12 protein-coding genes are annotated in these 12,202 nt (G+C 58.4%); 9 read left to right on the top strand and 3 right to left on the bottom strand.

Annotated elements, in window-relative coordinates:
* Window positions 1–85: 85 nt before the first annotated feature.
* The 6 genes from RAE04_RS01545 to RAE04_RS01520 all read left to right on the top strand — a co-directional run bounded on the left by RAE04_RS01545 (window position 86) and on the right by RAE04_RS01520 (window position 5,869).
* Complete coding sequence (locus RAE04_RS01545) at window positions 86–715, top strand: C40 family peptidase (RefSeq protein WP_317026192.1); 630 nt, start codon at window positions 86–88, stop codon at window positions 713–715.
* Window positions 716–829: 114 nt separating this feature from the next.
* A complete protein-coding gene (locus RAE04_RS01540) occupies window positions 830–1,873 on the top strand; it encodes an NlpC/P60 family protein (RefSeq protein ID WP_317026191.1) in 1,044 nt (347 codons plus the stop codon).
* Window positions 1,874–2,977 carry a glycosyltransferase family 4 protein gene (locus RAE04_RS01535; protein WP_317026190.1) on the top strand — a complete coding sequence of 368 codons (1,104 nt, stop codon included), beginning with the start codon at window positions 1,874–1,876 and terminating at the stop codon, window positions 2,975–2,977. It abuts the gene before it with no gap.
* A gap of 38 nt (window positions 2,978–3,015) precedes the next feature.
* A complete protein-coding gene (locus RAE04_RS01530; protein ID WP_317026189.1) occupies window positions 3,016–3,948 on the top strand; it encodes an ROK family protein in 933 nt (310 codons plus the stop codon).
* A 23-nt stretch (window positions 3,949–3,971) separates the two neighbouring features.
* Window positions 3,972–4,712 (top strand): lysophospholipid acyltransferase family protein, encoded by a 741-nt coding sequence (locus RAE04_RS01525; RefSeq protein WP_286687839.1) that lies wholly within the window; start codon window positions 3,972–3,974, stop codon window positions 4,710–4,712.
* 65 nt (window positions 4,713–4,777) lie between these two features.
* Window positions 4,778–5,869: a hypothetical protein gene (locus RAE04_RS01520; RefSeq protein WP_317026188.1), complete on the top strand. Its 1,092-nt coding sequence runs from the start codon at window positions 4,778–4,780 to the stop codon at window positions 5,867–5,869.
* Here the strand turns inward: RAE04_RS01520 and RAE04_RS01515 are convergent.
* A complete protein-coding gene (locus tag RAE04_RS01515; protein ID WP_317026187.1) occupies window positions 5,775–6,956 on the bottom strand; it encodes a glycosyltransferase 87 family protein in 1,182 nt (393 codons plus the stop codon). The two genes, RAE04_RS01520 and RAE04_RS01515, sit on opposite strands and share 95 nt — an antisense overlap.
* Window positions 6,957–7,030: 74 nt before the next feature.
* Between RAE04_RS01515 and RAE04_RS01510 the strand changes: the two genes are divergently transcribed.
* Both RAE04_RS01510 and RAE04_RS01505 read left to right on the top strand, forming a co-directional pair.
* Window positions 7,031–7,540: a polyadenylate-specific 3'-exoribonuclease AS gene (locus tag RAE04_RS01510; RefSeq protein WP_269953159.1), complete on the top strand. Its 510-nt coding sequence runs from the start codon at window positions 7,031–7,033 to the stop codon at window positions 7,538–7,540.
* A gap of 44 nt (window positions 7,541–7,584) precedes the next feature.
* Complete coding sequence (locus tag RAE04_RS01505) at window positions 7,585–8,973, top strand: class II 3-deoxy-7-phosphoheptulonate synthase (protein ID WP_317026186.1); 1,389 nt, start codon at window positions 7,585–7,587, stop codon at window positions 8,971–8,973.
* Here the strand turns inward: RAE04_RS01505 and RAE04_RS01500 are convergent.
* Window positions 8,970–10,322: a protein kinase domain-containing protein gene (locus RAE04_RS01500; protein WP_317026185.1), complete on the bottom strand. Its 1,353-nt coding sequence runs from the start codon at window positions 10,320–10,322 to the stop codon at window positions 8,970–8,972. The two genes, RAE04_RS01505 and RAE04_RS01500, sit on opposite strands and share 4 nt — an antisense overlap.
* Window positions 10,323–10,332: 10 nt before the next feature.
* Between RAE04_RS01500 and RAE04_RS01495 the strand changes: the two genes are divergently transcribed.
* Window positions 10,333–10,737, top strand: coding sequence for an Rv2175c family DNA-binding protein (locus RAE04_RS01495; protein WP_317026184.1), 405 nt, complete (start codon window positions 10,333–10,335; stop codon window positions 10,735–10,737).
* Here RAE04_RS01495 and RAE04_RS01490 read toward each other — a convergent pair.
* Window positions 10,706–12,196 carry an alpha-(1->6)-mannopyranosyltransferase A gene (locus tag RAE04_RS01490; protein ID WP_317026183.1) on the bottom strand — a complete coding sequence of 497 codons (1,491 nt, stop codon included), beginning with the start codon at window positions 12,194–12,196 and terminating at the stop codon, window positions 10,706–10,708. The two genes, RAE04_RS01495 and RAE04_RS01490, sit on opposite strands and share 32 nt — an antisense overlap.
* Between the last annotated feature and the right edge of the window lie 6 nt (window positions 12,197–12,202).

Raw genomic sequence — 12,202 nt, 5'->3', positions numbered from 1 at the left:
CGGATTCCCAACGAACGCTAGTCCCCCAGGGTCAGAGCTTCCTTTACAAGGGAGTAGGCGCGCAGGAAGATCTGGAGTTTTACTCATGGCACAGCACCGTCGTCAGGGCATGAAGAACACCCGTCGCATCGCATCTACTGCAGCACTGGCTGCAACCGCAGCCGTCGTCGCTCCGGGCGTCGCACAGGCAGCAGAGGTCGTCGTACCTAATACTGACTACCGCTTTGAGGTAGCAGGTCTGGAAAACGTCCCGAACATTGACCAGGTTCCGAACATTGACCGCTACGTTCCGTCCCTGGGTCAGGTTTCTAACCAGCAGAACACCAACTACGCAGCCGCTGGCCACAAGCAGACCGCTCCGGCGCAGCAGACCGTTGGCCAGAAGGCACTGGCAGCGGCACGCTCCGTCATTGGCTCTCCGTACGTATACGGTGCCGCTGGCCCGAACGCCTTCGACTGCTCCGGTCTGACCAGCTGGGCATACGCTCAGGCTGGTAAGCAGATCCCGCGCACCTCTCAGGCACAGGCTGCCGCCGGTACCCCGGTTTCCCTGGATCAGCTGCAGCCGGGTGACATCATTGCTTACTACGGTGGCGCTTCCCACGTTGGTATCTACACCGGCCACGGCACCATCATCGACGCCCTTAACTCCGGCGTCCCGGTTCAGGAGCGCGACCTGAACTACATGCCGATTCACTCCGCAGTTCGCTTCTAAGAAGCGGCGGATCTTGCCCTCCCCTTCGCGGGGAGGGCTTTGTCGTGCATTAGGGGGTAAAACCCGCTATAGTGAGTACGATTTTTAAAATTTTCTTAGTCTAAGGGTCCTTACGTGTCTAAACGAGTACTTCCTGCAGCTGCACTTGCAGCGGCTCTTGCTGTTACGTCGGTTTCTGGGATTTCGCAGGTTGTTGCGCAGGAGGCGGCTCCGCAACAGGAGGGCGCCACCGAAGATGTAGACGCCTTGGTAGAGCGCGTTGGCGAAGTCGCGCGCAAGGTTTCTGCCAAGAACGAAGAAGTAAAAGAGCTCGAGGTCAAGCTCGAGGAAAAGCAGGCTGAGGTCGCTGAATCTGAGCAGGCCGCCGCTGAGGCACAAACGCGTGCGGATGATGCGAAGGGCGATGTTTCCACCCAGCAGGACCGTGTCAATGGCATCGCGCAGTCGCGCTACCGCGGTGATTCCCGTTCGGCAGTGTCTGGTGCCTTGGCCGCGGAAGATCCTTCCGATGCTGTAGAGCGCATGGGCTACCTCGGCGCGCTGTCCCGCAAGGCCCAGCGCACTCTTGATGCGAAGGCTAATGCCGCCTCCATGGCGGAAGAGGAAAAGCATAAGGCTGCCGACGCCGCTGCGAAGGTGCGCGAGGAAAAGAAAGCGCTGGAAGAGCAACGCGAGGAGCTTCTCAAGGAAAAGGAGGAGCTGGAAAAGCAGCAAAGGGACATCGAAAAGCAGGTGGATGCTCTCGATGATCAGCAGCGCCAGGCCTGGGAAGGCCAATTCGGCGGATCTGCGAAACCAGATATGGATCTGGGTGAGGTAGCTGACGGTGCTGCCTCTGCTGCCTTGTCCAAGTTGGGTGCGCCGTATGGTTGGGGTGCGACCGGTCCCGATCAGTTTGACTGCTCCGGTTTGATGTTCTGGGCGTATCAACAGATTGGTAAGTCCATTCCGCGTACGTCGCAGGCTCAGATTGCAGGTGGCACGTCGGTACCGTTGGAAGACCTACAGCCGGGCGATATCGTGGGATACTATCCTGGGGTAACGCACGTTGGTATGTACATCGGCAATGGGCAAGTGGTCCATGCTTCCACCTATGGTGTGCCTGTTCAGGTAGTACCGCTGAAGTCCATGCCGATTACCGGAACGGCGCGGTACTAAGTGGCCCGCGTTCTGCTGGTAACTAATGACTTTCCACCCAAGATTGGCGGGATTCAGTCTTACCTGCGCGATTTCGTAGCAACCTTAGATCCGCGTGATGTCGTGGTCTTTGCCTCTACCCAGGAATCGCCGGCAGAATTCGATGCCGCGGTGGACTACAAGGTTATCCGCTGGCCTCGCCGCGTGATGTTGCCGACGCCCGCCACGGTGCGTCGGATGCAGGAGATCATCCGCGCAGAGAATATTGACATCGTCTGGTTTGGTGCAGCCGCGCCCCTTGCTTTGATGGGCAAGGCCGCAAAAGAGGCGGGGGCCACCCGTGTTGTAGCTACGACGCACGGGCACGAAGTGGGGTGGTCGATGGTGCCCGTGGCTCGGCAGTGCCTGCGCCGAATTGGTGACCATGCTGACGTGATTACCTATATCTCCGACTACACCCTGCGTCGGTTGCGTCGACCATTTGGACCGAATCCGCGCTGGGAGCACCTGCCTTCCGGAGTGAGCGTGGAAGGCCTTTCTCCAGCCACGCCGGAGCAACGCGCAGCGGCAAAAACTGAGTTTGGAGTCGACGGGCCGACCATCGTCTGCATTTCGCGGTTCGTTCCACGCAAGGGGCAGGATCAGCTTCTACGTGCTATGCCTCTAGTGCGTGAAGAATTTCCGGATGCGCAGCTCTTGCTCATCGGGCGCGGACGCTACCGCGCGGCTTTAGAACAGTTGACGGAAATCTACTGTCCAGACGCAGTGATTCAGGAAGCGGAAAGCATTGAGACTGCATTGCATGCAGCGGATGTATTTGCCATGCCGGCACGCACCCGTGGCGGTGGGCTAGACGTCGAGGGCTTGGGAATCGTGTATTTGGAGGCCCAAGCGTGCGGCCTGCCGGTTGTCGCTGGAGACTCCGGTGGTGCACCGGAGACGGTAACGGGGGAGACGGGGGTCGTCGTCAAGGGTGGAGCTGTGTCGGAACTAGCTGGAGCGTTGAAAGCTCTCTTGGCCGACCCGCAGCGTAGGCTTCGTATGGGGCACGCGGGGCGTCGCCATGTGGAAGAGAATTGGACGTGGCGGATTATGGGGCAGCGATTGCGGCAGCTGATGTCTTGATGTGACCCTAACCCGGTTGTCGGTATATTCTGTTATGCATGCTTAAGAACAACTCCGCCGATCTGACTATCGGCTTCGACGTCGGTGGCACCAACGTGCGCGGCGGAGTGATCACTCGGGAGGGTGAGATTCTCGCGAGCCGCACGGTTCCTACTTCCATGGACGCCGAGCAGCTGGAAGCGGATATTGTGGGCATCGTCGATGAGCTGCGCGCTGACTATGAGGTGGACGCCGTTGGCCTCGCCTTGGCTGGATTTTTGGATCCTACGTGTGAGGTAGTGCGCTTCGCCCCGCACCTTCCCTGGCGGCACGCCAATGTCCGGGAATCGCTCTCGCAGAAGCTCGGTATGCACGTGCGTTTGGAGCACGATGCCAATTCCGCCGCATGGGGTGAGTGGCGCTTTGGTGCTGGCCGGGGGGCGGAGGATTGGGTTTTCTTTGCGGTAGGAACAGGTATCGGCGCCACGCTGATGACGCATGACACCATCTACCGCGGTGCGTTTGGTACCGCTCCAGAATTTGGGCATATCGTGGTAGTCCCTAATGGCCGGCAGTGCTCCTGCGGCAAGCGCGGCTGCTTGGAACGCTATGCCTCTGGTACCGCGTTGCCGGATACCTGCGCTGATCTGCGAGGAAGCTATGAGACTTCGCTGCCGGCTGATCCCACAGGCAAGGAAATTACCCAGGCGGCGCGGCGCGGAGATCCACTTGCCGTCGCGGTGATGGAAGATTTCAGCCGGTGGCTGGGCCAGGGCCTTTCCATTGTTGCTGATGTGTTGGATCCGGAGCTCATCGTTCTCGGGGGTGGCGTATCCCAAGATGCGGACCTCTACCTCGAGGGGGCCGCCCGAGCTATGGGGCAGGATATTGTCGGGGCAGGGCATCGCCCCCTCGCACGTGTTGCCACCGCAGAATTAGGGTCGGCAGCGGGTATGATTGGCGTAGCCGATTTGGCCCGCAGCGGCCGTTAAAACTAACAAAGGACGACCTGGCGATGAAAAACAAGTGGTACTGGGCTTTTAAGCACATCTTCTTCGGACCCGCCCTGCGAGTATGGAATCGCCCGTGGAGCGAGGGGATCGAGAAAATCCCCGCTGAAGGGCCTGCGATTTTGGTGTCGAATCACCAGGCGGTTATGGATTCCTTCTTCTTTCCTTTGGTGTGTCCGCGCCAGATCACGTTTCCGGCTAAGTCGGAATACTTCACCACTCCGGGTCTTGTTGGCAGCCTGCAAAAGTGGTTCTTTACCGCGGTAGGCCAGGTCCCCATCGAGCGCGATAGCGAGGACGCTGGCGACGCCATTGTGGAAACCGCAGAAGGTATTTTGTCCCGCGGCGATCTCTTCGGTATCTATCCGGAAGGAACTCGTTCCCCAGATGGCCGTGTGTACAAGGGCCGTACCGGCATGGGGCGCATCGCCATGGAGACTAACCAGCCAGTATTTCCCATCGCGATGATCAATTCGCGTAAGGCCAACCCCATTGGCTCGTGGATCCCGCGCCCGTTTAAGGTCGGCGTGCGGGTAGGTGATCCTATCTGGCCGCATGACTGGGCCAAGGAGCGCGGCATGAATCCGGCCGAGCACGAAACTATCCGCGCCTTCACGGATTTTGTGATGCGCAATTTGGCCGAGCTGAGCGATAAGCCTTATGTTGATGTGTACGCCTCCGATGTGAAGGCTTCGCTCAAAGCCGGCCATGGTTACCCCGCCGGCGCTGAATACAAGGGGAGGTAATCACTATTCCCAAGGCCCGTTTAGCTTGGCCAGATACCGCTAAAGGCGTATCCATTATCGGCGTCGTGCTCTTGCACGTCACGCTGGTGGTTCCGGAAGGTGAGCTAACGTGGTTGGCTGACCTAAACGTGTGGCTGGACCCGCTCCGCCTACCCTTGTTTTTCCTCGTATCCGGCTATTTCTCTACCAAGATTTTTCGCTATTCTTTCAGCGAGCTTTTTACGCGCCGCCTCTGGTTTTTCCTCGTCCCATACACGGTGTGGATGACCGTTGAACTGTGGACTAAGCGCATCGAGTACCACTGGGTATTTGGCGATCCTTATCTGCAGCTTTCTGATCTGCTTTATAACCTGCTGTTGGGCCATACCATGGCGTGGTTCATTCACGCGCTTATTTTTTTCAATATATTTTTGTGGGCCGTGCGCAGGTTGCCGGCGTGGGCGGGCATAAGTCTGAGCTTTGCGCCGTTGCTGTTTATAGCTTGGCAGGATCATTACTACTTTATTGGCAAGGCAATCATGTTTTTGCCCATCTTCGTCGGTGCGGCCTATCTGCGCGGGCCGATTACGCGGTTTGCCGACGCCGCCGAAGCACCCTTCAAAGGCACCTTCCGCAAGGGCTCTATGTGGGCTTATGGTGCGGCGATCATCAGCTACATCGCGGGCCTATCCTTGCGACAAACCTGGGATGCCGTCGAAGGCGAGGTAGCAGTGCAGTGGCCACTGCCAGGCGGGGACATGCTTGGCCGAGGCGATCTCAACCTGCTTATCCGTTTTGCAGAGCAGACGCTTGAAACCCCAGCGGGCATCGTTGGTGCTGTCCTTATTAGCCATATTCCGGCTCTGTCCACTTTTGTAAAGTTCGTGGGCCGGCATACCCTGCCCATTTACTTGGCTCACCCAATCGGCATGACGCTGGGGTACGGCTTCTTCATGGCCCACCGCGATTATGTGGTGAGCCTTGCTGGCCAGTGGCCGATGGAAAATACCTGGTTCTGGATCGGAATGTGCTTCTTCTACTCCGCTGCGGCATCGGTAGCGCTCTGGGCCCTAGGGAAGGTTCCTATCCTTGGCTGGGCGCTGGTTCCGCCGCGGATTGATAAGCGCCGGCCCGTCGTAGAGCCAATGGTAGCGAGCAAAGAACCAGCAGAGCGGTAATGATGGCGTAGTCGTTGCCCACGATGTGCTGCCACCATGCCCAGTTCAGCTCTTGGTCATTGGCATGAGGGACGAGCCAATGGCCGCGGGCCAAAAGCGCCAGCCATGTCAGCGCAGCGAGTGCCCAGTGGTGCTGCGCCACTAGCAGCACGCCCGCCAATACCAGCCAGGTGAAGTGATGCGACCATGACACGGGCGAGCACAGGAGCGATACTGAAGCGGCCAGCAGCATGAGTACCGCCTGGTTCTCGTGGGAGAGGCGCTCCATGGCAAACCACACGATGGCAACGACGAGGACAACGGCTACAAGCCACAGCTTTTCAGCGTGTTCAGGAGCTAGGCGGCTAAAGAAACCGCGCAGAGATTGGTTGGAGCTATAGGCAAGTCCACCGATGCGGTTGGAATCGCGCAGCGTTTCGCTCCAGTACTGGATGGAGCTATGTGGATTGCAGGCGAAGGCGATGAGCCCAGCTGCCAGAAAGGAACCGAGAGCGGCGAAAAATGCGCGCCATTCGCGGCGGACGAAAAATACGGCAAGGAATACCGCAGGGGTGAGTTTGATCGCCATAGCGATACCGGTAAGCACACCTCTGCCGCGTCCGGGACGCAGCCAGAGAATATCGACCACTACGAGTGCAGTGAGCAGGATGTTGACCTGCCCGAAGCTAAAGGTCTCCGTAATCGGTTCAGTAAGCATCGCCGCTAGAAGCGCCCAGCCTGCCCAGCCCGGGCAGCCAAGGGAGCGCAGTACCAGGGCAACGCAGACCCAGAGAGCAAGAAAGGAGGCGACAGATACGAGGATGCTCGCGGCGGTGAGGGGAATCCAGCTCAGTGGGGCAAAGAGCAACGCCGCAAAGGGCGGATAGGTGAAGGGAAGAGAGACATCGCGATTGCTGCCAACGAGGTAGTCCTTGGTGTAGAGGTCGTTGCCAAACCCGGCCCCACCCTCACGGTAAACATCGAGGTCAATGTGGTAGTAGGTGGAGAAATCGCCGGAGAAAAGCGCCGGGATATCGATGAGCCACCAAAGGGCCACGAGGGCAGATAGGCACAAGGGCAAAGCAGTAAACCACAAAGATTTCTTCACGCCAGAAGTGTACAACCGTCTCTTTAAGGGGCCAATTTATCGCTGCAGATTAGGCGGCGCTAGGCTTGGGAGACGTGCGCTACTTCTATGACACCGAATTTATCGAAGATGGACAAACCATTGAATTGGTCTCCATCGGCATCGTCGGTGAGAATGGCAGCGAATACTACGCTGTGTCTACGGATTTTGATCCGTCCAAGGCCAATTCTTGGGTCAAAGACAATGTATTGGCCAAATTGCCCAGCCCGCGGGACCCAGTGTGGAAACCTCTAGAGACGATTCGCACGGAGGTCTTCGAGTTCCTGACCCAGAGCTCAACTCCGGTAGAGCTGTGGGCGTGGGTGGGCGCTTATGATCATGTGGTTTTGGCGCAGCTGTGGGGCGATATGGCCGGATTGCCTAGGCGCATGCCACGTTATACCCGCGAGCTGAAGCAGTATTGGGAGTTTGCGGGACGTCCGAGCTTGCCGGCCGTGCCTAAGGGCAATCACGATGCGCTTGTCGACGCCCGTCATAACCTCGCCAAGTTCCGTGCCTGCGCCCAAGTGCTTCCGCTGTCTAAGGGTAATAGAATTAATATCTAGGATTTAACTAACGCGCGATAGGCTATTGATGGTTAAATAGCAGTGTGAGTTGGACAGTAGATATTCCGCAAGGCGTTCTGCCAGACCTCCCGCCATTGCCTGCCGGCATTGACGAGGTCTTCCAGGACGTCATCAAGCGTGACGCAAAGCAGCAGCCCAGCTGGGATACTTCCCAGGCCGATAACGTGCGCAAGATTCTCGAGTCCGTGCCGCCCATTGTGGTCGCGCCAGAGATCGAAGCACTCAAGAAGAAGCTGGCAGACGTTGCCTTGGGCAACGCCTTTTTGCTGCAGGGTGGCGATTGCGCGGAAACCTTTGAGTCCAATACTGAGCCGCATATCCGTGGCAATGTGAAAACGCTGCTGCAAATGGCCGTGGTGTTGACCTACGGCGCATCCGTTCCTGTGGTAAAACTCGGCCGCATCGCCGGTCAGTACGCCAAGCCGCGTTCCTCTGATACGGATTCCAATGGTTTGCTGAACTACCGCGGTGACATTGTCAACGCCGTGGAGCCGACCGAAGAGGCTCGTCGCCACGACCCGGCCCGAATGATCCGCGCTTACGCGAACTCTTCGGCGGCTATGAACCTCGTGCGTTCTTTGACCTCGTCCGGCACTGCGGATCTTTACCGTCTGCATGAGTGGAACCGCGAGTTCGTGCGCAAGTCCCGCGCGGGTGCCCGCTACCAGGACTTGGCGCGAGAGATTGAAAACGGCTTGAACTTCATGAATGCCTGTGGCGTGCACGATGACACCCTGCGCTCGGCCGATATCTACTGCTCGCATGAGGCCTTGCTGAAGGACTACGAGCGCTCCATGCTGCGCTTGGGCCAGGACAACAACGGCGATACCAAGCTCTACGATCTCTCTGCGCACCAGGTATGGATTGGTGAGCGCACTCGTGGCATCGAAGATTTCCACGTGAACTTTGCAGCGATGATTGGTAACCCAGTGGGCATCAAGCTAGGACCGGGCGTCACCCCGGAGCAGGCCGTGGAGTACGCGGAAAGGCTGGACCCGAATCGCGAGCCGGGGCGCCTGACCATGATTTCGCGCATGGGTCACGATAAGGTGCGCACAGTCCTGCCTGCCATTGTGAAGGCGGTGGAAGACTCCGGCCACAAGGTGGTATGGCAGTCCGACCCGATGCATGGCAATACCTTCACCGTTTCTAATGGCTACAAGACTCGCCACTTTGACAAGATCGTGGATGAGGTCCAAGGCTTCTTCGAAGTTCACCGTGAACTGGGTACCCACCCGGGTGGCGTACACCTTGAGTTCACCGGTGAAGACGTCACCGAGTGCTTGGGCGGCGCCGAGGACATTACCGACGTGGATCTGCCGGGCCGCTACGAGTCGGCTGTGGATCCTCGCCTTAATACGCAGCAGTCGCTCGAGCTGTCCTTCCTTATCGCGGAGATGCTACGTAACTAAATCCACAGGTTCGGCGTCATGCCGTAAAGCGAGGAGCCGAACCACCACCCGCCGATAGCCACTGCGCCCACCGCAATCGCGACCACTATTAAGTACAGCACTAGTGACAGCGGATTGCGGTTGGTCAGCGGGCGCTCGGCGGGTTCTTCATGCGCGCTGTGGACTGACTGCTCGGGGGCAGGAGCAGGTACTGGTGCAGGCGCAGAGGCAGCTGCCGGCGCGAATGGTTCGAGTGGTGGCTCGGTCGCAGAATACGGCTGTGCCTGGGGGCGTGACAATGATTGCGGCTCCGGTTCTGGAGCGGGCTCTGCCTGCGGCAAATCCAGTTTGGTCTCAAAGCTTAGGCGTTGCGGTGGGATGACTTCTGTCGGACCGCCGTCGAGATGCTCCGTTTCGCCCTGCGGAATGCTGCGGGTGGGCTCGAAAATTTCCGTGGCTCCGGTGCCAGAAAAATCCGTGGGGGCTTGTGCCGTGCGCGCTGCAGCAGCGTTCCTCGGCACAGGAATGGTCACGTCCGGGAGATTGAGCTCCCGGCAGACATCATCGAGCGCCTCGAGGAATTCTCCGGCGTCGGCGAAGCGCTCGCGGGGATCGCGGGCAGTGGCGGTGGCCACGAGGGCGTCGACAAGCTTGGGCACCCCAGAAATCCGCGAGGACGGCGCGGGGACGTCAGAATCCAAGCGGGCCGTGGCATGGGCCAGGGGAGTATCCCCCGAGAATGGAACGGTGCCGGTAAGAAGTTCGAAGAGGACAATGCCGGCTGAATATACATCCGAGGCCGGGGTAATTTCCTCACCTGTGACTTGCTCGGGCGCAAGGTAGGACACGGTGCCTACAATCATGTCTGTCGTGGCTTCGGCATTGGTGGCGCGCACCAGCCCAAAATCGCCCACCTTTACTCGGTGGTGCGAGGTAATAAGCACATTATCGGGCTTGATGTCGCGGTGGATGAGCCCGGTGGAATGCACCTCTTCCAAGCCGCGCAGAACATTGCGCAGGGTAGAGGCGGCTGCCTGCACAGGAAAGGGGCCACCCTCGGCCAGTAGCTCGCGTAGCGTACCGCCATCGATGAGCTCCATGATGAGATAGATGGGCTCGCCGTCAGCGGAAAAATCGTGAATAGCCACGAGATTGGGATGCTGCAGGCGGGCCATGGCGCGAGCCTCGCGAGAAAAACGCTTGATAAAGACCGGGTCATCGGAATAGCGCTCGTCCATGACCTTGGCCGCGACCGCTCGTCCCAGCCGCATGTCCACGCAGCGATAGACGGTAGACATGCCACCGCGGGCAATGGGGCGATCGATCCGGTAACGATTCTCCAGAACGTCACCAATTTCCAACCTAGTCATGCTTCCCAGTATGGCCGATCATCTAGCCCGCGTTAAAATAGAGAACGTGACTAACCAAGAAAAATCCCTCGATTCCTTGCTCGCTAATGAAGAACTGCTCAGCATGCAGCAGGTGGCAGAAAAGCTAGACCTGCCCATTACACGCGCTTATGACCTGCTGCAGGACCGAAAGTTCATTGCCTGGGATTCCCCAGAAGGAAAGCGCGTACCGCTGGCCTTCTTCAACGACAAGGGCGTCATTGCCAAGCATGTAACTGCCGCAATTACCGTGTTGACAGACGGCGGCTATAAGGACGACGAAATTTTCAGGCATCTCTTTACCGAGGATGACTCGCTGCCGGGCCGCCCGATCGATGCCCTGCACGGTCACCTTGCCCGCGAGGTTATTCGGCGCGCGCAGGCTGCCGCTTTTTAGGCACGCCTTCAAAGATCCACTGGGTGGCAAACCACACCACCACAATCATGCCGATGACCCAGAACCAGTTGTAGAGCTGGTGATTGCCATCGCCGGAGAAGGAGACGCCAATAAACAGGGCCACGCCGGTGGTGAATTTGATGAGCCAGAGCGGCGGCCGGAAGGTGCCCATCAGGGTGAAGATTGAGGCGTAGTACCACGGTAGGGTCACGGCATTGAAAACGAAGGCAACTTGGTATGCGGCCGCGGTGCCCATAATGGCGTCGCGGTTGTTCCTGCGGCAGAGCCACCATACCGTCACCAGCCCAATGAGCATGCAGACCATTGCGATGCTGCGCAGGACGGCCAAGATGGCGTTATAAGACGCATCCGGCATAAATATTTGTACCGCCGGGAAGATAACATCGGTGGCCAAGGTGGGGCCTGCCAGCGGGTTAATCACCTTGGAATTGCCGCTTATCTGCGATAGCCAGCCCCACGATGTGCCAGAAACCCACGTGATGAGGGCTACTGCGGCGATGATTTCTGCCACTGCGGCGATGCCAGATAGCACAAAGACAGCAAGTTGTCGCCACTTACTGGAGCCCTTGGGGGCATAGTGGTGGAGCATCATCCATACGATAAACGGTGCCGCAATAACCGCAGTTGCCTTCATGGCCACGGCCGTGCCCACGAGGATGAGGGCGGCGTGGAAGCGCTTATGCAATGCCGCTAGCAGTCCGATCGATACGAGCCCCACCATGAGTGATTCATTATGCATGCCGCCGATAAGGTGCAAGATAATAACTGGATTAGCTACACCAAGCCACAGTGCTACCGCTGGATCCGCATTGAGTTTGCGGGCGATGCGGGGGATTGACCAAGCGATGGTAATAAATCCGAGCAGAGAAAGAATCTTATAGATCACCACGCCTGCAGTGACGTTATCGCCTACCAAGCTGGTGACCAGTTCTCCTATCCACAGGTGAAGGGGACCATAAGGTGTGGTGGTATTGCGCCAATCTTGTGATACCTCAAGGAGGAAGGGTCCGGGGTTAACGGCGGCACCTTCGGTATACGGATCGAACCCATCGCGAACCATAGCACCTTGCATGAGGTAGGAATACACATCGCGTGAGGCCAATGGCCCGGCTAATAAAAGGGGAGCTACCCAGGCGATGAGGATGCGCTGGATGTCACGCAAGCCGCCCTCGGGCAGAGGATTTTTGAGCTGCGGGCGAATGATGGTGCGCCCAGCTAGCACCCACGCCGCGGCTAAGAGGAAAATACCCACCCAGTACAGCGCGAGGCCGAGATTGCGCCCATGCCCATAGGACAAGAAGCCGATATTTAAGGCTTCGAGGAGTCCTCCACGGTTGCGGGTGGCGCCGCCAGAGAAGGACGCGAGCAGCAAAATGCAGCAGGCAGATAGCCCTAGCGGCAGTGCGCGCGGAATGGGAAAAGAGTACGTCTTTGCCACGGCACA

Source organism: Corynebacterium sp. CTNIH16, from assembly GCF_032821655.1.
Taxonomy (GTDB): Bacteria; Actinomycetota; Actinomycetes; order Mycobacteriales; family Mycobacteriaceae; genus Corynebacterium; species Corynebacterium marquesiae.
This window is presented reverse-complemented; position numbering and strand designations above follow the sequence as displayed.